The sequence below is a fragment of the Xanthobacter oligotrophicus genome, from assembly GCF_008364685.1.
Classification (GTDB): domain Bacteria; phylum Pseudomonadota; class Alphaproteobacteria; order Rhizobiales; family Xanthobacteraceae; genus Xanthobacter; species Xanthobacter oligotrophicus.
This window is the reverse complement of the sequence record NZ_VTTL01000006.1, coordinates 231,939-250,487: the sequence shown is the minus strand read 5'-3', so window position 1 is coordinate 250,487 and position 18,549 is coordinate 231,939. Positions and strand designations below refer to the sequence as shown.

The 18,549-nt window shown below is 64.4% G+C and carries 16 protein-coding genes; 10 read left to right on the top strand and 6 right to left on the bottom strand.

Features of this window, described 5'->3' with window-relative positions:
* Positions 1–207: 207 nt before the first annotated feature.
* The 4 genes from FZ033_RS12065 to FZ033_RS24040 all read right to left on the bottom strand — a co-directional run bounded on the left by FZ033_RS12065 (position 208) and on the right by FZ033_RS24040 (position 4,809).
* Entirely contained in the window at positions 208–387 is a 180-nt protein-coding gene (locus FZ033_RS12065) for an SANT/Myb-like DNA-binding domain-containing protein (RefSeq protein WP_149576376.1), read from the bottom strand.
* A 110-nt stretch (positions 388–497) separates the two neighbouring features.
* The gene (locus FZ033_RS12060) at positions 498–1,229 is read right to left on the bottom strand and encodes a hypothetical protein (protein WP_149576375.1); all 732 of its coding nucleotides are present in this window, start codon (positions 1,227–1,229) and stop codon (positions 498–500) included.
* A gap of 62 nt (positions 1,230–1,291) precedes the next feature.
* Positions 1,292–4,351, bottom strand: a complete 3,060-nt coding sequence (locus FZ033_RS12055; RefSeq protein WP_188079446.1) for an HsdM family class I SAM-dependent methyltransferase — start codon at positions 4,349–4,351, stop codon at positions 1,292–1,294.
* Positions 4,351–4,809, bottom strand: coding sequence for a hypothetical protein (locus FZ033_RS24040; RefSeq protein WP_188079445.1), 459 nt, complete (start codon positions 4,807–4,809; stop codon positions 4,351–4,353). The genes FZ033_RS12055 and FZ033_RS24040 overlap by 1 nt, the downstream gene beginning before the upstream one ends.
* Before the next feature lie 233 nt (positions 4,810–5,042).
* On the opposite strand from FZ033_RS24040, the gene FZ033_RS12050 reads away from it, so the two are divergent.
* The 6 genes from FZ033_RS12050 (at position 5,043) to FZ033_RS12025 (ending at position 10,955) form a co-directional block, all read left to right on the top strand.
* On the top strand, positions 5,043–5,654 hold the full coding sequence (locus tag FZ033_RS12050) for a recombinase family protein (RefSeq protein ID WP_149576373.1): 612 nt from the start codon (positions 5,043–5,045) through the stop codon (positions 5,652–5,654).
* 166 nt (positions 5,655–5,820) lie between these two features.
* Positions 5,821–6,045: an SOS response-associated peptidase family protein gene (locus tag FZ033_RS12045; RefSeq protein WP_188079444.1), complete on the top strand. Its 225-nt coding sequence runs from the start codon at positions 5,821–5,823 to the stop codon at positions 6,043–6,045.
* A 105-nt stretch (positions 6,046–6,150) separates the two neighbouring features.
* Positions 6,151–7,179 (top strand): SIR2 family protein, encoded by a 1,029-nt coding sequence (locus FZ033_RS12040; RefSeq protein WP_149576372.1) that lies wholly within the window; start codon positions 6,151–6,153, stop codon positions 7,177–7,179.
* Between the two features lie 7 nt (positions 7,180–7,186).
* Positions 7,187–7,909: a hypothetical protein gene (locus FZ033_RS12035; protein WP_149576371.1), complete on the top strand. Its 723-nt coding sequence runs from the start codon at positions 7,187–7,189 to the stop codon at positions 7,907–7,909.
* Positions 7,906–8,532, top strand: coding sequence for a hypothetical protein (locus FZ033_RS12030; protein WP_149576370.1), 627 nt, complete (start codon positions 7,906–7,908; stop codon positions 8,530–8,532). Before FZ033_RS12035 ends, FZ033_RS12030 begins: the two co-directional genes overlap by 4 nt.
* On the top strand, positions 8,529–10,955 hold the full coding sequence (locus tag FZ033_RS12025; protein ID WP_149576369.1) for an AAA family ATPase: 2,427 nt from the start codon (positions 8,529–8,531) through the stop codon (positions 10,953–10,955). Before FZ033_RS12030 ends, FZ033_RS12025 begins: the two co-directional genes overlap by 4 nt.
* A gap of 155 nt (positions 10,956–11,110) precedes the next feature.
* Here the strand turns inward: FZ033_RS12025 and FZ033_RS12020 are convergent, their stop codons facing one another.
* Both FZ033_RS12020 and FZ033_RS12015 read right to left on the bottom strand, forming a co-directional pair.
* Complete coding sequence (locus FZ033_RS12020; RefSeq protein ID WP_149576368.1) at positions 11,111–11,404, bottom strand: addiction module antidote protein; 294 nt, start codon at positions 11,402–11,404, stop codon at positions 11,111–11,113.
* 1 nt (position 11,405) lies between these two features.
* Positions 11,406–11,702, bottom strand: a complete 297-nt coding sequence (locus FZ033_RS12015) for a type II toxin-antitoxin system RelE/ParE family toxin (RefSeq protein WP_149576367.1) — start codon at positions 11,700–11,702, stop codon at positions 11,406–11,408.
* Positions 11,703–11,855: 153 nt separating this feature from the next.
* On the opposite strand from FZ033_RS12015, the gene FZ033_RS24035 reads away from it, so the two are divergent.
* From FZ033_RS24035 to FZ033_RS11995, 4 genes are read left to right on the top strand one after another with little or no spacing between them, the layout of a single operon-like run.
* The gene (locus FZ033_RS24035) at positions 11,856–12,065 is read left to right on the top strand and encodes a hypothetical protein (RefSeq protein WP_188079443.1); all 210 of its coding nucleotides are present in this window, start codon (positions 11,856–11,858) and stop codon (positions 12,063–12,065) included.
* Positions 12,034–12,495: a hypothetical protein gene (locus FZ033_RS12005; protein WP_149576365.1), complete on the top strand. Its 462-nt coding sequence runs from the start codon at positions 12,034–12,036 to the stop codon at positions 12,493–12,495. Before FZ033_RS24035 ends, FZ033_RS12005 begins: the two co-directional genes overlap by 32 nt.
* 32 nt (positions 12,496–12,527) lie before the next feature.
* Positions 12,528–14,069, top strand: a complete 1,542-nt coding sequence (locus FZ033_RS12000) for a hypothetical protein (RefSeq protein WP_149576364.1) — start codon at positions 12,528–12,530, stop codon at positions 14,067–14,069.
* Between the two features lie 2 nt (positions 14,070–14,071).
* Positions 14,072–18,061, top strand: a complete 3,990-nt coding sequence (locus FZ033_RS11995; RefSeq protein ID WP_149576363.1) for a hypothetical protein — start codon at positions 14,072–14,074, stop codon at positions 18,059–18,061.
* Positions 18,062–18,549 lie beyond the last annotated feature (488 nt).

The following is an 18,549-nucleotide window of genomic DNA, read 5'->3' as shown; positions in this document are numbered from 1 at the left end:
AGGGTATTATAATACTACTACTTATAGAAAAGGGTGTCTTATGTGCCAAAATGCCGAAATCGCCAAAATAGAAATATAACCTGTTTTCAATGACTTGACCGCATATTTTTGACACACCGATTGTGCCGAAATTGCCAAAATGCCAATTTGGCATTCTGTGAGAGCCAAGCATGGGGCGCGCATTCGGGGCTGTACCGTGAGTAGAGCCTACCTGAGCTTGGCGATCCCGATGCCATCGATTTTGGCGCGGTCTTTGATGGATTCCTCGCTGCGCGTCATGGCTTTCGAAATGGCTTTGAGTGGCATGCCCTTCTTGGCGAGCACTTTGAGCTTTTCGAGTTCCTCATGGGTCCAAGGCTGGCGGTGGCGTTCAAATCGCTCGGCCATGATCTACTCCGACTCTGCCCGGACGCATCCGGCATTCGCACTATCTATGTCAGCGATGGCGCTAAGCGGCGGGACGTGTAGAGGTGGTACCGGTGCCATTAGCAGAGCCCCTAATACTGGCCTGCCTCGCCGTCGCTAGCGTCTGGTTCCGGTGAGAACTGCATCTCCAAGTGCACGATGGTGATCGGCGTGGTCGAGAGCGCCGGTCGAGCGTGCCGGCTACAGAGCAGGATCTGGCCACTTCCCCTTGACTGGATGTCGTCGAGGTTGAGGGCGGGCGCCGAACCTGACCCGAGCGCCGCGCGTAAGGCCGCGGCGTGCGACAGGCCTTCGGGACCAATCGAATAGGCCAACATGCCCGCGAGAGAGTGGCCGGTGTAGGGGGAGTCCTCGGTCAGGAAGCAGCCCAGGCCTTCGGCGGCGAGATATCGGCTGCCGATGTCACTTGCGGTGCGTAGAGGTTTCGCCTCGATCGCCAACTCTGGACCGCCCTCGCCAGTTTGAGCGTAGATGAAAAAGTCGACCTTGCGCGAGTAACGCCCGGTTCGGGTCCGGCTTTCGACCAAATGCTCCGTGGCGAACGCAACCTCGTGCAGTCGCAGGAAATGCCCCTGAGCCAGGCTCGCGCGCAGGCGGCGAGCGATATGGCCCAATTCTGCGGTCAGGGCGTCCTCAAGCGGCGGACGGACCGCGCCCGCTTTGGCGCTACGCTTGCCGACGCCCAGTGCGCCTCTCTTTGACGTGAACGCTGCCCATGTCGCTGGCACCTTCAGTTCGCGCTCCGCCTGACCCAGCACCGCAGCGACTTCGTCGACGAAACGCGCCCACAGCTCGGCCCCCACCGGCGAGAATCCGTGCCGGAGGAGGACGGCAGCAAGGTCTGGGACTGCGGACGGTGCCGGGGTCACACCCTGCCCTTTGAGAAGGCGGACATGATCCGCTGGCCATCGGAGAAGGCGCTGTCGACAGTCCAGCGGAAATATTCCAACGGCTTGACGACGGTGACGCTGACCGGGTTAACCAAGTACGCCATGGCTAGACTGTCGGTGAAACTGTTAGCCGAGGACCTTGCATAGGCAGCAAGGGCGTTGAGGCAGAGGCCCTGCGGCGTTGGCGTGGTATAGTCCTTCACGAAGTGCGCTCCGACCGCCCCGACTCCGAGACCGACATCGGTCATCATCTCCAGCCGGAACGCGTTTTTGCGTCCCATCAAGCCATCCAGTGTATGCTGCAGGACATCGCGATAACGGTCCATTTCTAGAGCTTCTGGCACCTGCAGCGCCTTAAGCGGCACCTCGCCATCCTGGAACCCGATCCGGAATGCTACGAACTCCCGGACCGCCCGTTGGAGGTCGCCGTTGAGGCCGAGGCATTGCAGGATATAGGAGTCCAACTCTGCTCCGCTTCGAGCTAGGATTCCATCGATCCGCGCGTCGTCTAGATCGATGATCGGCACGTAAAGGGCTTTAAGATCTTCGGGCTCGATGTTCCGCCGATCCATCAGCCACCGCCGGCCAATCGTGGCAACCAAGTAGAGCGCCACGTTTGAACGCAGAAACCTGCCAATCGCTGCCAACAGGCACTTCTCGCGGGCAGTGACGGTGTCGGCCGGCTTGTCGAAGAAAAGCGCCATGGTGCTAGACGTGTAGCCGGTCGGGGACGCGACAACTCGGATGCTTTTTAGGTTTCTAGGGATCAGCAGGACGTTGCCGCCAAACCGATTGCGATACGGCGCTCTGACCTTTGCCCACTGCTCAGCCGGCAGAGTGTCGGCTGCGGATTTACCCTCGCCGTCCAGCCCCGCGAGTAGCCCGTGCGCGTCGGCGTCCTCTGGGAGGTCTTCGTTGGGCGCGTCGATAAGATGGGCTCGGTCCACGCCGGTTTCGGTCGAATTGCCCCCGCGACTGATTCTGGCGTTCAGGGCTTCGCCCAGGCTCTGCAGGGTGGCTACACGATTTAGGAGGACACCGTCCTCCAGCAATTGGTGTACCTGCCGGTCGATCGGGCGCAGCATGAACGCCTCGAACCAACCTCTGGGATTGCGAGCCAAGCCATCGTGCCGAACCGTCTGCACGTCAGCCCGGTCCAGCACCACGGTCCAGGGCCATTCCTTACGAGCCATCGGCTGGCCGACAGACAGCGGAGAGTAAATCCACGCCGCGTCGCGGCTTCGCGGCGGCCGCGCCTGAACGACGACGGCCACGACGGCTTGGCGAGCGCTGGAGAAAAGGCGGTAGCGCAGATGCGCGAAATTGGCGGCCCCTAGCACGGTGTGGCGCCGCGCCAGCTCGCGCCGGAACGGCCAGGAGGAGGGATTGGTGAAGCTCTTAGCTGGCAGCAGGAAGGCCAGGAACCCTTCAGGCTTCAGATGCTCGGCGAGCGCCTTCCAAACGAAAAGCTCGGCCGCCTGCTCCTTACCGATCGGTGCGTCGTCGGTGTGTCCCTGCTGCCAAGCGCGCGCCGCCGGCGACTCCAGCTTTGCCAGGGTCTGCCAAGGCGGGTTGCCGACGATGCAGTCTGCACGCCTGAGCACTTTTCGCGCGGCTGTATCGTCGAAGAAATCGGAGGGAAACAGGTTGTTGTCGATCAGCGCCGGGAAGAGCTTTTCAGAATCCTCGCCTGCCGCCACGCGGGTGAGATCGCGGGGGTCGACATAGTCCAACATCGTCAGATAAAGGCTGAACGCGGCAACGTGGCAGGCGTCGCGGTTGCGCTCTACGCCATAGATGTTACGCACGAGCAGACCGCGTAGGTCAGTCAGGCTCAATCTCGCGTCCGTACGGGTCGAGCGCGAACGCTCGATGATCCGCCGGTAGGCGCCGACCAGAAAGACGCCCGAGCCGGCTGCCGGGTCGAGCACAGAAACCCCATCGGTCAGCGGTTGATGCTCCTCAAGGCGATCGAGCATGAAGTCGACCAAGAACGGCGGTGTGTAGAATGCGCCCGAGCGGCGACGCTCGCCGGCTCTTAGATTCTCCAGGAACTGCTCATAGACTGCCGACAGGGTCTCGGTCCGCAAGGCCCCAAGATAGAAGTCGAGAAAGCTGAGCTGGACAGCGCCCGAGCGCAGTGGCTCAGCGTCGTGCTTCATCACCAAGCGTACGAGGTTGATGTGGCTGGCATTAATCTCAGCCCTCTCCTCGGCCGCCAGCGGGAAGATGCTGCCGTTGAAGATCGAATCGAGGTCGTCGAACATCGCCCAGGTCGCCGGGCACGGCCATTCGCGGTGCTGTTCAGCTAGGGTGATCTCGCTGTGCCCACGTCCATCCAACCACGCTTGGCTGATGATCCCCCGGTCGGCTAGGAAGTAGATGTAGAGAAATCGCCCGATCAAACCGTTGGCGGCCGCCGCCGACAGCGGGGAGCACAGGTTCCGCCCCCGGATGAGGATGTCACTCAGGGCCTCGAGACTGTCGATCAGCCTTTGATCGACGCGGCCGGCCACGTCGATGGAATGATCGCGCCAGAACAGCGAGGTTCTCAGACGCGGGGCGCGCAAGTCCCAGAGCGCGCCGCTGGGCGCCACGAAAGCCACTAGGCCATACGGCGAGGGTGGCAGCGCCGCAATGGCGTCGGCCCCGAACCAGTCGACCGAGTTCGGCCAGTCACGGTGGGTGAAGGAAAACCCTGAGCAAACGGCTGCCTTGCCAGGACAGGCGATGAGCAGGAACGGAGTTAGGCCTTGGCTCCACACCCGCCGGTGGATTTCTTGGGCAGCCGTCTCGTCGTCGGCGACGGCGACGAAGACCAGTGGCGTAATGATAGTTCGGGTTTCCTGGCCCTGTCGGGTCAGGCAGAAGGCGCCTATCACGCCCATTTCCTCGCGGGCCTGTTGCAGAGCGAAGCGATGGACGTTTAGCGCATCGAAGCGGTCAGCCGGAACCCAGCCAGCGCTCTCGTCATAGCCTAGCTTCCTGAGCAGGATCAGTGCCAGGTTGAGCCTGGAATCACGCGCCGATACCATCAACGCACCGCTACAGTAGGGAATAGCGGCAACTGCGTCATCGGTTCGATCAGGTGAAGAGCCGAGGAGATGGCGTCTAGATGCGGCTGCAGGGCGACCACGAAGCTCGGCTCGCCCAGGTCCACGCGCACGTCGGCAGGGCGCCGCAGTACCGGCGCGGCGGCCGCGCCGATCACCAGGACCATTCCACTCAGGGCGTGGAATGGCTGGCCTACGAGATGCTGCTGCAAAGTCGCCAAGGCAGTTTTGTACGCTTCCAGCTCCACGTGAAGGCAGTCGCGCAAGGTCGCTGCAATTCGCAGCACCAACAACGTTCGCCATGAGAACCGGGCTTGGGTGCCCTTACCTCGCGCGGCCACGTCCGGGGCGATCAGACCACGCCGCCCCGTCCATTCCCGCAGCCTGTCCGCCGTCAGGTTCGTGACGATCAGCGCTTCCTTGGAACCGACGAGTCGCACATTAAGCCCCGCTGAGAACGAGCGTTGTCTTGTTGCCCCACCAATTGGGTATCATGCCCATTTGGCGGGGTAAAGTTCGAGGCCTGCGTCACGGCCGGCCGCCCAATCCGCAGGTGCATTTTGGGTATACCCAAAGTGAACCGCCCTTTGAGCGGTTCACTAAATGCCAATTGACCATTCAAAATGAACCAGATAGATATGAACCATCCAAAGTGAACTGTCCGGGGGCATCCATGCTCGTTCGCCTGTATCTGAGAGCGTCCACCGATGAGCAGGATGCGTCCCGTGCTCGGGCCGATCTTGAGGCCTTCGCCAACGACAAGGGCCTGCGGATCGCGGCGACCTACGTCGAGAACGAGAGCGGCGCGAAACTGGCGCGGCCGGAGCTGTTCCGACTGCTGGCCGATAGCCGTCCCGGCGATGTGCTGCTGATCGAACAAGTGGATCGCCTGTCCCGACTCACGTCCGCCGACTGGCAACGCCTCCGCTCCGAGCTGGACGCCCGGCAGGTGCGCGTCGTGGCGCTCGACCTGCCCACCTCGTGGATACTCGCGACACCTGCCGACGAATTCACTTCGCGCATGTTCGCGGCCGTGAATGCCATGATGCTGGACGTGCTCGCTGCGGTCGCCAGGAAGGACTACGAGGATCGGCGGCGGCGTCAGGCGCAGGGGCAGGCCAGGGCGAAGGCCGAGGGCCGCTATACCGGGCGCCCCGAGGACGTGGGACGCAATGCCGGCATCACCGCGATGCTGGAGAAGGGAGTGTCGTGGTCGCAGATCCAGGCCGCGACGGGGTGTAGCCGCGCGACTATTGCCAAGGTCGCGAAGAGGCGGGCGGCTTGATGCCGCCTACTCCCGCTGATGGGACGCCTCATTCCGCCGGCACTCGCCTGAAGCATAGCTCACACGTTGTCGTCGATGGTGACGCCGTCGATCACCGAGGAGCGGCCGGCCCTCGGCACGGCAGCGAGCGGAGACCAGATGGCGAGAGGACCGCGCCCACTCCGAGGTGACGGCCGACCTCTACGGCTTCCTCACTTGCGAACCATCAGAGCCAGTCGTTGCAATCCATCCGAAGGCCATGTCGGTGGTGCTCACGAAGCCTGACGAGTTCGAGGCTTGGATGTCGGCGCCGTGGGACAAGGCGAAGGCGCTCCAGAGGCCCTTGCCGAACGGCGCGCTGAACATTGTTGTGCGCGGCGAGAGGAAGGACCAGCCGTTGGCCCAGCCGTAGCCATCAGCCGGGCAATCGGCGTGGACAGTCGCTCGACAGACGATATGGTGTAGCTTAAAAGGGGGAGCGGTCCTAGGCCGCGAGCGTCGACGGGATGATGCGAACATGACCGGTGGCGCGGCCGTCACCATGAGCATGCTCGAGGTGCTCAAGAAGCTCGATGTGGACTTCGCTGACGTCGCCAAGGCGGTTGAGAATGGCGAGTTCGCCCTTTGGGTTGGCTCGGGCATTTCGCGAAACGCGCCCAGTCTCGGCGGCCTCATCGAACGAGCGATGGAATTTCTGCGCCAAGGCGCGGCTGATCCTGCCACTACTGCCGATTTCACGCCAGCCTTCGACGAAGCCTTGCGGATCGCCGAGGCCGCCACCACCGACGTCGCGCCGCATCGGGGCACGGCCTTCGCCACCTGGCCCCCTGAGCTGCGCAAGGCGATCGTCAACCGGCTGTGGGACAAGTATTCCGAACTCCTCGACGTCCGTGTAGCCCATAAGCTGGATGACTATCTCCTGTGGGACGGCGTCAATGTCCGCGCCGCCTTCGCCAACCCGCCGCCACCCGCGGCCGAGCATCTGGCGATCGCCATCCTGATTCTGGAGGGCGTGGTCCAAGAGATCGCCTCGGCCAACTGGGACGGGTTTATCGAGGCTGCCGTCGAACGGCTTGGTACCGGATGCGCGGGCAATCTGCAGGTCGTCGTTGATCCTGATCACCTGCGCGACGGCGCGGCAAAGGCGCGGCTGCTGAAGTTCCACGGCTGCATCGTCCATGCGACCCAGGACCCTGATCGGTATCGCAAGTTCCTGACCGGGAGCGCCACCCAGATCAACGAATGGGCCAACAACCGGCTTTTCGCGCCAATGGTCGGCCGCGTCACCGCAATCGCCACAGACAGAAAGGCAATGATGGTCGGCCTTTCGCTCCAGGACGTCAATTTGCAACAGTTGTTCGCGGCCGCGCGCAAGGATCACCCTTGGCCTTGGCCGGGCCGCGCCCGCCGCCCAAGGCCATGTCTTCTGCAACGCGAAGGATCTCGGCGACAAGCATGTGGCCATGCTGAAGATCGTCTATGGCGCCAGCTACAATCCCAACATGGTCGCCATCAAGGCCGGCGCCCTGCTGAAGGCCTAGCCTGAACAGGTGTTGCCCGCCCTGGCCCTGCGGGTGGTGACCGACAAGCTGAGCCTGCTGCTGGCCCAGCGCTTGGCGACCGGCGCGCCGGCTGGCCTCGCCGCCGACCTGGGCAAGGCCCTCAGTCGGCTTTGCGACACGATCGCCGCTCAGGCGACGGGCGATCAGACGGATTTCGTGAACCTGGCGATCGCCTCTTGGTCGCGCTTGGTTTCGCTCTTTCGCGACGGACAGTTGGCGGCAAATCCTGGGCGATACGAGGCCATCAACCACTCTACGGTGCAGCACGTGGCGAGCGACGCTAACGCCGTGGCCGCCGGCTTCGGAGACCTGGCCTTGGTTCTGAGCTTGCTTGAGCATGGGCTGGGTGTGATCTGGTCGCTGATGCCGCCGGCTGCCGTGGATATCTCCGCGGGCGCTTTGGTCGCCAAAGGGGTGTATCCTGGTGCGCAGGAACGTCCGGTATTCGTGGTTCAGAGCGCCAGACAGGCGCTGCTCCTGAAGAAGAGTGGCGCGTTGAACGATAATAGCATTGTGATCCATGGCGATGAGATGTGGCGGCTGCTGAGCGCTGGGGCGACGGGCGGGGGTCTTTCCAGCCCGCGGGGGCCTCGCCGGCCGCCCGGTCGTTCCAATCGCCAACAGACGATCCACGTCTGCATGAAGCCTATCGTCGAGGGCGCGGCAGATCTCGACGATCTGCGTCGGCGGTTCATTTCGGAGGTGACGCTATGAGCTTGTCGCCGCTGGTTCAGACGCTGGTCGAACGGCTAGAAGCAGCCGGTTATGTGCGCCTGTCGACACCGTTCCGGGTGGCATCGGTCGAGTTTCAGTTCACCGCGGCGCTTCGCGGGGTGGGCGCGCGCGCTCTGGACCTAGTGATCGTTGTTGACGCAGTCACCGGAGAGCATGGCGACACCAATGGTCTTGCCGTGCGCAATCGTATCGAAACCCTCAGTCGCGCACTCGACGTTACCCAGTCGCGCTATACGCTGAGCGCGGTGCTGGTCGGCGCCGTGCTCACCGACGACGTCAAGGCCCTGGCAGAGACCTGCCGGGTGCTGCAGGTGCCGGCCCTGGCGCTCGATGCGGACGGCGCGCTCGAGCATAAGGATGCGGAGATCCTCGAAGACCAGATCCGCCTGCTGCTGCCGCTTCGCCTGCCGGAGGTCGCCGAGGATTCCGAGATCATCAAAACCGGCGCACTCGACCTCCTGTTGACGCGCCTGCCCGCAGACGTCGATGCAGCCTTGCTTCGGGAGATCATCACCGACTCGACGCGGGGGGAGTCGGGTGTAAAGGCCGCCCTTGGTCGCCGCATCGACGATGTGTTGGGGCCATTGGAGGCCGAACAATGACGCAGGTGCTGGTAGACCGGCTGGAAATCAGCAACTTTCGCAGCATCCGCGGGACGCTTACCGCGCCGCTGAATGCCAACACAGTATTGATCCACGGCGAGAACGGGGCCGGCAAGACCAGCTTGCTGTCAGCTATCGAACTGGCGCTGAGGGGCGGCGTCGAGTTTCTCGACCTCGCCGACAAGGATTACCGGCGCCAGCTCCTGCACCGCGGAGCCTTGTCGGGGAAGGTTGTGTTGGAGACCCTCGGCCTGAAGCAGCGCAACCGCTTCGAAACAAATATCACCCCGGAGGGGGCGACCACCGTCACCAAGCTCGACGACGGGTTGAGTCACTTCTTCAAGGAACGCTGCTATCTTCCGCAATCGCTGCTGAACCAGCTGCTGAAGATGTACCAGGAGGCCAGGGCCGATGCGGAGTCGCCCTTGGCCGCCTTCGTCTCCGAGCTGTTGGGCCTCAAGCGGCTCGATGCGATTGAGCTGGGCCTTTCGCCGGCAGACGACATCCGCAATCTGCGCAAGGCCGCTGGTCGGCTCTCTCAATTCGAGGCCGAGAAGATGCGCCTGGACCGCGATATCGCCAGCAACCGCAAGATTCTGGACGCCATGTCCCAGACGATCTCCGCGGCCGTGACGCAGCTAAATCTGCTGCTCTCGCCGATCGGCATCAAGATCGAAGAGCCAATCGACGAGATCGGCCGTTACCGACCCCTTATCATCGATCCGGCCGACAGCCGGGCCTCTGCCGCCGCGCGTGACCATCAAGCGCAACTGCAGTCCACCTTGCGGCATCTGCAGCATGAAAAAGACGCCGCCCCGCCCGACGAAGCAGAATTTGCGCAGGCGCACGAGGTGACCGCCGCGGCTCTGGCCGCCTGGGAAGCGGCAAATAAGCAGCCTGCCGATCAGCTCTTCGATCGGGTCTCCAAGGTTCTGTCGCGCTCGTCACTGCCGCGCTCCTATGGCGAGTTCGTCGAGCCGGCCGTGCTGCAGTTGGCCGCGCTGGAGAAGATTGCCTTGCAGCGCCTTGATCAGTCGACCACCGACGTCGCACGAGCGGGGAAGATCGTCGAGGAGCGCGAAGTCGCGAGCCGCAACCTGGAGACCATCGAACAGGAGTTCTCCAAGCTAGCGGCCAATTCGGCCAGTCTGAGCGCGGCACTGGCCGAGATCGCCGCGTTCATCGTTAACGACGTCTGTCCGGTCTGCGATCGGAACTTCTCGGAAACGAAACAGGGCACCTTGGCCGCGCACGTTAACGAGCACGTGCGCCGGTTGTCGGCTTCGGCCCAGCGGCTTCTGGATCTCAGCGGCAATAGGAGTTCTCAGCAGGCGCTGCTGACGCGACTAGAACAGGAAGCCGCCGAGATCCAGTCGCGAACCCCGCCTGACGTCGACCTCGCCAACCTCACCCGCGAAGCCAGCGCCCTGTCGCGCTTGATCGGGGACTTGAGAGGGCTCGAGCCGATCCTGAGGGAGGGCGGGCGCCTGGGCCAACTGGAGACCGCTGCACGCCGTCGGCTGGCTGAGCTGCAGTCGCTTAGCTTGGCACGGAACGTCGCGCTGAGCACGCTGTCGGAACTGGCGCTCGCCATCGGCGAGCCTGCCGCGTCCGAGACCGAGACCGTCGACGCCATGGCCGCCCGCCTCGGCAAGGTTCTGAGCAACATGATAGAGACCTTCAGCGGACGGGAAGCCGCCAGACGCCGGGCGCTCGAGAGCATCGACAGCCTGGAGCGCGAGGTCGCCGCGCGCCGCGAGGTCGTGTCATTGCTGGAGAGGCTCGGAGGCGATCTGGCCCGCATCGAGGAGGCTCTGGAGCGGGGCGCGGCGAGCCGGAAGTCGGCTCAGGCCATCAAGGCCGCGGTCAAGGATGTACGCTCCGAGATCGTGCGGCATGAATTCAACGACCGGCTCAACAAGCTTTGGCGCGACCTCTTCGTCCGCTTGGCGCCCAGCGAACCGTTCGTGCCGGCCTTCAAGATCCCCGAAACTGCCGGCCAGCAGTTGCAGCCCACGCTGATCACCCAGCACCGGCTCGGTGGGGATGGCGGGACCCCTGGGGCCATGCTGAGCGCCGGAAATCTCAACACCGCGGCCCTGACCCTGTTCATCGCCCTGCACATGACGATGAAGCCGCAACTCCCCTGGCTGATCCTCGATGATCCGGTACAGTCGATGGACGACATCCATATCGCCCATTTCGCCGCGCTGCTGCGGACGCTGTCGAAGGAGCATGGACGGCAGGTGATCATTGCCGTCCATGACCGGCAGCTTTTCGAGTATCTGCGTCTGGAACTCAGCCCGGCGTTCCAGGCGGACACGCTGCAGACCCTAGAGTTGGTTCGCAGTTCAAACCAAGACACGCTCTGCCTCCCGCACCGCTACGACTTCAAGGAAGAGACCGCGCTGCAGGCTGCGTGAGGCTTCCAATTGGATGATGAAGTCGCCGACGGCCTAGCGGTCCCCTTGGGTGGCTGCGGGCTGGCCGATCGTCCGCGGAACCGCCTCCCCCAGGTTGATAGGAGCGCCCCGCATGATGGCCGCAGCATCTACGGCCTCCTCGGCGGCGAGCTTGGTCATGCTGCACGACCCCGAACCACGGTGAGATGCAGGCCAAGCGCCTTCATCACCCCCAGCAGTGTGGACAGCTTCGGATCGCCATCTGCGCTCAGAGCCTTGTAGAGCGCTTCGCGGGTCACGCCAGCATCCTTCGCGACCGCCGTCATGCCCTTGGAGCGAGCGATGTCGCCGAGCGTCATGGTGATGACCGTAGGGTCGCCATCCTCGAAGGCGGCTTCGATGTTGGCGATGACATCCTCGGCGGTGTCGATGTAGTCCGCCGCGTCGAATTTGGTGGTCTTGGTTGCCATGTCAGTCCTCCAGATCCTCGGCGAGCGCCTTTGCCTTGGCGATGTCCTTTTCCTGCGTGCGCTTGTCTCCGCCGCACAGCAGGATCACCAGCACATCGCCGCGTTGCACGAAATAGACCCGGTAGCCGGGACCGTAGTCGATCCGCATTTCACTGACGCCCGAGCCCACCGGCTTCACATCGCCGGGATTTCCGGCAGCGAGGCGGCGCATACGGTTGACGATCCGCGCTCGGGCATTGGCATCGCGAAGCGCTTTGATCCAGGCGATGAATTCGTCAGTCTGGCGCACCTCGATCATGTGTCAACTATAGTTCACAAAGGATCAGCATGTCAACGTCCGAGGACGTTCACAGCCGTCCGCCAGCGTCCGCGATATTCCTATTAACTATTTGATATTGCAGTATATTATGAGCCGCGCTATCGTTGGCGCATGAAGCTCATTTCCCTCCACATGGGCGAAGTTCTGCGCATCGGCGACGCGGTGGTCATGCTTGCCGAGCGCCGGAATTCGCGGAGCGGACACCATGCGCACCTCGCGGTTGAGGCGCCCCGCGAGGTGAAAGTCGTGCTGAGCAAGCGCGACGGCTTCACCATTGGCCTCGCCCCCACACCCGATCAGGAGGATGCGCATGATGCGCGCCCCGTCTTCACCCGGCGCTGAGCCGGTTCCCGCCTTCATCCTGCGGTACTTCATCGGGTTGGAGCCTCTGGTCCTCAACCCGTTTGCTATGGCCGGCCGTCTTGCCGCGCTGGAAGCTGCTGCTGCTGAAGGCGGTGCTGACATCTTCATCCTTCGCGCGCCATCTCTCGCAACCGACGCTGAAGCGTCCCATGGCGACGTGGAGCGGATCGCCTCGCTGCATCATGTGCCTGCCGTCGCGCTGATGGCCATCGCTGACTTGGAGAGTGACCGGCGCCGATCCCAGGTCGAGGCCAATGCCGCCCGCCTGCGCAGGGCACTGGATCGCGGCGACACGGTGGAGACCGCGCTGCATCCCGATGTCCTGGCGCGCATGGCGGAAATCAAAACTGCTTTGGATGGGGCTACGGCCAGCGTCGCCCTCACCACGAACACTGAGGGGGACGCGTGATGGTCAGCGGCGGATTGGGGATTAGCTCGTTCATGACCGGCTTCACCACCATGGACAGGATGGTGTCGGACAAGGAAGACCGTGAGCGCAGGCGGCGGCTCGAGGACGAGGACCGGACCATTGCGGCAGAGGATCGGGCGCGGCGTCGCGCGGCGGAAGACGAGAATATCGGCTTCCAGCGTGAACAGCGGGATCAGCAGCGAAAGGCATGGCAGGACGAGGCAAGCGTCAGGGGCGCCTACAATCAGGCGGCCACCGACGCCACCGCGAAGCGCAATGCCGACATCGGCAAATCGATCCTGCCTGTCGAGGCGCAGGGTCCGACCCTGGATGGAAAGGGCCTCCCAGCGTGGCAGGTGGGCGACAAGACCTTCACCGATCAGGCGCAGGCCAAGGCGGCAGCTCAGGACGGCGTGAAGCCCTTCCTCGACTATTACGTGAAGGAGGGTACCCCCAAGGTGACCGAGGCCTATATCCGCGCCGGACAGCCGGAGAAGGCCAAGGCCTACCAGGAGTGGGTCAAGAACGAACAGGTTCAGAAGGGCATGCAGAGCTGGGTTCGCGGCATGCAGGCGGCCCAGATGGGTGATGCCGATGGGTTCGCGAAGCACATCTCCGACGCCTACAACGCGCCCGGCTACTTCGACGATGGCGTGACGGCCAAGGCCACCATCCGCAAGGATGACCGGGGCAATGCCATCGGTGCTGATATCGAGTTCACCACCCCGGACGGCAAGGTCACGAAGCAGTCATTCGACGGCATGGAAAGCCTGTATCGCTATGGCATGATGGTGATGTCGCCGGAACAGGTCTTCAAGTTCGGCATGAACCAGCTTGAAGCAACGGACAAGGCCCGGTCTGACCTTGCGAAGGAACAGCGCGGGCTTCAGAACGACCTCACCAAGGAAAAATTCAAGTCCGACCTGAAGCGGCAGGAAGAGGGTGCGGGCGTGAACCCCTATGCCTCCGGAAAGTTCAACGAGGGTCAGGGCAAGGCCGCCGCTTTCTCAGACCGCATGGCTGAGGCCGAAGCGGTCATCAGCGCGAACGAGGGGATCAACTCGGGCATCACGGGCGGCATTGGCGGCGCCATATCGAGCACTTTGCCAGCTGGTGCCGGCAACATCGTTGCCAGCACAGATCGGCAGAAAGTCGACCAGGCGCAGCGCAATTTCATAAACTCGGTGCTTCGGAAAGAGAGCGGCGCGGTCATCACCGAAAGCGAGTTTGCGAATGCCCGGCGCCAGTATTTCCCCCAGCCGGGCGACAGTGCCGAGGTGATTTCGCAGAAACGGCAGAACCGCCATACCGCCATCGGCGGCATGATGCGTGAGGCCGGCCCTTCATACCGTCCACCGCAAGGTTGGAGCGGGCAGCGAATTGCGCCGGCGTCTGGTGGTGACGGGATCTGGAAGCAGCCGGCTCCGCAACAGGGCGCTCCCACGAAACAGACGGGGCAGCAGCAGGGGGCAGATGTGCTCTCCCAGGCTCGCGCCGCCATCGCGCGAGGCGCCAACCGCGATGCGGTGATGCAGCGGCTTCGAGACAACAACATCGATCCGGCGGGGCTTTGATCATGGGCATGTTCGACGATCTCATCCCGTCCGGCGCGGATGCTCAGCCCTCCACGCAAGCTCCGGCTGGCGGCGGGCTGTTCGATGACTTGATCCCTGTCGCTGGGAAGGCGTCGTCCAGCGCAGGTTCGCCTCCCATCTGGATGCCGGGACAAGGGGGCGAGGCCCAGACCGCTGCGCCTGAAGAGAAGAAGTCGGGCGCCTTCAACAACCTGACCGCCGGCCTCAACGAGGGCATCTATTCTACCGTCGGCGCGCCGATGGACGGCGCCACTTGGGTGACGAACAAGGCGGTGCAGGGCATCAACGCCGTGACCGGTGCCAATCTGCCGGAGGCTCGCAATGATCTTCCCGGTTCGAGCCGGTGGCTTGCGGGTGCCGGCGAGGCGGTGGGCGTGAACGATCCCGCGAAGGTCGAGCCGCGCGGCCCCATGGAACGCATCCTTCGCAAGGCAGGTGAAGGTGCTGCCCTTATGGTCGCACCGCAGGCGGTGGCCGGCGTTGTGGCGAGGGCCGTGCCGGCGACCGAGGCGGCGGTGAACGCGGCGGCACCCTTCATCGGCCGAGCGGCTTCCCCCGGTGCGTTGGCGGCGGATGCTGCGATGGGAGCCGCTGGCGGCGCAGGTGGTGAGGTGGCTGGCACGGTGGCGGATGAGATGGGCGGCGAACGGTGGCGGCGCCTCGCCGAGATGGCGGGCGGGATCGCTGGTGGTGTCGGCGCTGCTGGCGTGATGGCGGTCCCCGGCGCGGTGGCCGGTGGCGTCCGCCGGGCTGCCGATTACCTTGTCCCCACGGAGGCGGCGCAGGAACGGGCGGCCGGCCGGCGCATCGCCGATGCTGCGACTGATCCCGTCGCCGTCCGCGAAGCGCTGGACGCTCCGGCAGAAGAGCTTATCCCCGGATCCCGGCCTACGACCTTCCAGCAGATCGGCGACATGGGCCTCGGTGGCTTGGAGCGCGCGGTGGCGACCAAGAACCCCGAGGTGTTCCAACAGCGCCGCGCCGATCAGAACGCCGCGCGTCTCGACGCCCTTGGCAAGGTGCAGCCGGATGGTGCGCCCGAAGCTGTTTCCAATGCCCTGCGTTCGCAGCTCGACGCCATCGACAAGGAGACCGCGCGGGCTATTGAAGAGGCGACGGCGGGCGCTGCCGAGCGCGTCCGAGGCATGGGCGGCGATCTTCCTCCCGAGGCCTACGGTGCTGCGCTTCGAGACCTTGAACGCCCGGTGGTTGAGCGCGCACAGCAACGTGCTCGCAGCGCCATGGATGATCTGGGCGGCACCGGTACGCCGGAGGGCTACGGCTCCGACCTTCGCTCGCGCGTGCGGGACGCGGAGCGTGCTGCGAGGGACCATGAGCGCGACCTGTGGCGGGCCGTCGATCCGGACGGTGCCTTGTCCCTGCCTTCCGCCAGCACCACGCGAGCGGCGCGAGACGTGATCGACCGGATGCCGGCATCGGCAAGGCCCATGGAAGGCGAGGAGCGCGCAATCTTTGACGTGGCGCGCGGCTATGAAGGCGACACGGTCCTCTTCAACGAGCTGACCGCGCTCCGCAGCCGCATCTCGACCGCCATGCGGGAGGAGCTTTCCAGCCCCGGCAAGGGACAGACCCCCACCTATGCCCGCCTGTCACAGCTTCGTGGCGCTGTGGAGCGTGACATTGATGGTGCAGTGGCGACGCGGGCGGCGGACGATGCCCGCGCGGTGGCCTCCGGACGAATGGATGCGGAAGACAGCCTTGCGGCGACCTTACAGAGGCAGGCCGACGCGTGGCGTGCCAGGCGCGATGGCGTGGCCGAAACGCCAGCATCGCAGCCGTTCGATGCCGCCGCCGTGGGGCGCTTGAAAGAAGCCAGCGCCGCCACACGCGACCGAGCACAGACCTTCGGCGCCTCTCCCGTGCGCGAGGTGACGCGGCGGTCCGGCCAGGATGGCCCGTACCACATGGCGGATGCTGCGGTGCCCGCCAAGGTCTTCCAACCGGGGCCGAAGGGCTTCGAGGCCGTGGGCGCGTACCGGAAGGCGGTGGGCGACGAAGCTGCCATGCAGGTGCTTTCGGACTATGCCATCTCGGATCTGCGCCGCGTCGCGACGCGGAAGGACGGCACGCTCGATCCCGATGCCTTCCAGCGGTGGCGGACGAAGTACCGAGACGCCCTCCGCGCCATGCCCGGCCTCGGTCGGAATATGGGCACGGCGGAGAAGGCGTCGCGCGCGCTCGATCAGGCTCGGTTCTTCCCTGAAGGCCTTCCGGATCATGCCGTGGCGTCTCGCGTGTTTCGGCAGGGCGAAGGTGGGTTCGAGGCGGTGGACAGTTTCCGTCGCGCGGTGGGCGATCAGCGGGCCAACGCGGTCATCGCCGACTATGCGGTGGCGGACCTGCGTCACATGGCAGAGCGTCCGGACGGGACGCTGAGCCCGGCGAAGGTGAACTCTTGGCGCGCCAAGTACCGCGAGGCACTGCGAGCCCTTCCCGAACTCGACGCGAAGCTGGCCGACGCCACCACGGCATCGGAGGCAATCGAAGGGCTTGCGGCTGCACGGCGCAAGGCGCTGGATGATTTCCAGCAGGGCACCATCTCCCGCCTCATGAGCGTGGACGATCCGGCGGATGTGAAGCGCATCATCGGCGGCATCTTCGAGAAACAGGATGCTGCTGCCCAGATGCGGCGCCTGGCGCGTGAGACCGGCGGCAATCCCGAGGCGCGCCAGGGGCTGCGCAAGGCGGTGGCGGACCACATCACGGAACGGTTCTTGTCGAACACCGAGGCCGGCACCAGCGGGCGCGACACGATCAAGTCCGATGCGCTCCAGGGGTTCCTGAAGTCGAATGGCGCCGCCCTGCGGCAGGTCCTTTCCGAACAGGAAATCAACCTTTTGGGCCGCGTCGCTGCCGACCTGAAGCGTTCGAACCGCTCGATTTCGTCCGTGCGACTGCCGGGCGGCAGTAACACCGCGCAGGACCTCGCCGCGACCCAGAGGGGAGCGCGCTCTCTTCTCGCACACCTCCTTACGCCTCAGGCGCTCGGCGGCGCCGGCACGGTCGGTGCCGTGAGCGGCTTCACCACCGGCGGGTTTGCAGCGCTCGGCACGGCGGCGGCGCTGGCCATCCGGAATGCCGGCATGAAGCGGGTGGACGAGTTGGTTCGCGATGCGATGCTCGATCCGGAGTTGGCGAAGCTCCTATTGACGAAGGTGCCGGCGGCTCAGGTGAAGGCGCGGGGGCGAGATCTGGCGGCCCATCTCGGCCGGCTGTCGGTGCTGCCCATGCTGGGGGGCGGTCGCGAGGCAGCGCCGTCACGGGAGAAACTGCCCGAGGCGGATGAACCGGGGGCGGCGGGCAAGGCCCGCGACCTCGCTCTGCTTGGGTCCGCAGGCGTCTATGGCGCTCTTGGCGATACTGCTCACGGTGCTGGTGTCGCATCTAGGATTATCGCACGCAATACCAGTGCGCCGCTGGTCGAGGCAGCGACGGGCACGGAGTATCGTCCGGCCAACCTCATGGAGGGTGTTGCCAGCGCGCTTCACGGGATGGGTGAACGGACGCGTGGTGGTGTCTCCGAATACACCAAACGCGCCATAGCGAACTCGACGCCGGAGGGTGATCTTCTGAAGCCATCGACGTGGACACTCGGCAAAAACCCGAGCTTCTACGGCTACGTCGCATTGGCCGCAGATGCCCTCGGCAGCATGCTGCCTACCGTCGTCGCTTCGGTCGCGACGGGTGGCAGCGCAACTGCCGGCGCTGTTGTGGGTGGCCTGCAGGGCGGTGGCGGGGCCGCACGTGAAGCGGTCCGGGTGATCGATGAGATGGCGAACACGCCGGCAAGTGGCGCTTCAAGTGCCTCGAAGCTTGCGGATGAGAGCGCATATTACCGCCAACTGCGCGATGCCGGGTATGGCCACATTCAAGCGGTCCGGCTGACGAAGGCTGCGGCTCGAAAGGTCATGGACGCCATTGAGGAGATGCCGGTCGAGCCTGAGGAGTGAGCTGGCTGGTCACTGCAGGATTGCCGGCAACGGCGACGGCGCCTTACAGTGTTTCGCCGCCGTCGCTTCGGGCGTTGGAGATCAGGGTGCGAGTGATCGTGCCATCATTTCTCGCGGCGGCACCTTGATCACCTCATCGGTTAGAAGGCGCCGCTCGATCCCCACATGCGAAGGGGAGAAACCGCTCTGGGAAAGGGCGCAGTCCAATCAACCCGTTTCCAGGTCCCCTAGCGCAGTCTCGGGCCAAAGCGGCAACTCCAAGCCACCATCAATACCGCTGCCATATCCGATCTTGAGGGACCGGCTGACCAGACACGGGGCGACCCGGAGCCATCTGAAAGGTAGTCTCTGATGTCTTCGCGGACAACCTCTCCACGCGCATCATTCTGCATCAGCGCGCCGGCCTCTATGTCCATATTCTTCTGGAGCGGCTCCGGGGGCGCTTCCAAGACCGCAGCCAGTGCCAGCGTCGATGCGCAGGTTGAGCT

What these genes read in the sequence shown, in the direction of transcription:
- FZ033_RS12055 (WP_188079446.1), bottom strand. Translation starts at nt 4,351, where the DNA reads ATGGTATCGGCGCGTGATTCCAGGCTCAACCTGGCACTGATCCTGCTC.
- FZ033_RS12065 (WP_149576376.1), bottom strand. Translation starts at nt 387, where the DNA reads ATGGCCGAGCGATTTGAACGCCACCGCCAGCCTTGGACCCATGAGGAA.
- FZ033_RS12000 (WP_149576364.1), top strand. Translation starts at nt 12,528, where the DNA reads ATGACCGGCTTCACCACCATGGACAGGATGGTGTCGGACAAGGAAGAC.
- FZ033_RS12020 (WP_149576368.1), bottom strand. Translation starts at nt 11,404, where the DNA reads ATGGCAACCAAGACCACCAAATTCGACGCGGCGGACTACATCGACACC.
- FZ033_RS11995 (WP_149576363.1), top strand. Translation starts at nt 14,072, where the DNA reads ATGGGCATGTTCGACGATCTCATCCCGTCCGGCGCGGATGCTCAGCCC.
- FZ033_RS12005 (WP_149576365.1), top strand. Translation starts at nt 12,034, where the DNA reads ATGATGCGCGCCCCGTCTTCACCCGGCGCTGAGCCGGTTCCCGCCTTC.
- FZ033_RS12015 (WP_149576367.1), bottom strand. Translation starts at nt 11,702, where the DNA reads ATGATCGAGGTGCGCCAGACTGACGAATTCATCGCCTGGATCAAAGCG.
- FZ033_RS12030 (WP_149576370.1), top strand. Translation starts at nt 7,906, where the DNA reads ATGAGCTTGTCGCCGCTGGTTCAGACGCTGGTCGAACGGCTAGAAGCA.
- FZ033_RS12040 (WP_149576372.1), top strand. Translation starts at nt 6,151, where the DNA reads ATGACCGGTGGCGCGGCCGTCACCATGAGCATGCTCGAGGTGCTCAAG.
- FZ033_RS24035 (WP_188079443.1), top strand. Translation starts at nt 11,856, where the DNA reads ATGGGCGAAGTTCTGCGCATCGGCGACGCGGTGGTCATGCTTGCCGAG.
- FZ033_RS12050 (WP_149576373.1), top strand. Translation starts at nt 5,043, where the DNA reads ATGCTCGTTCGCCTGTATCTGAGAGCGTCCACCGATGAGCAGGATGCG.
- FZ033_RS12025 (WP_149576369.1), top strand. Translation starts at nt 8,529, where the DNA reads ATGACGCAGGTGCTGGTAGACCGGCTGGAAATCAGCAACTTTCGCAGC.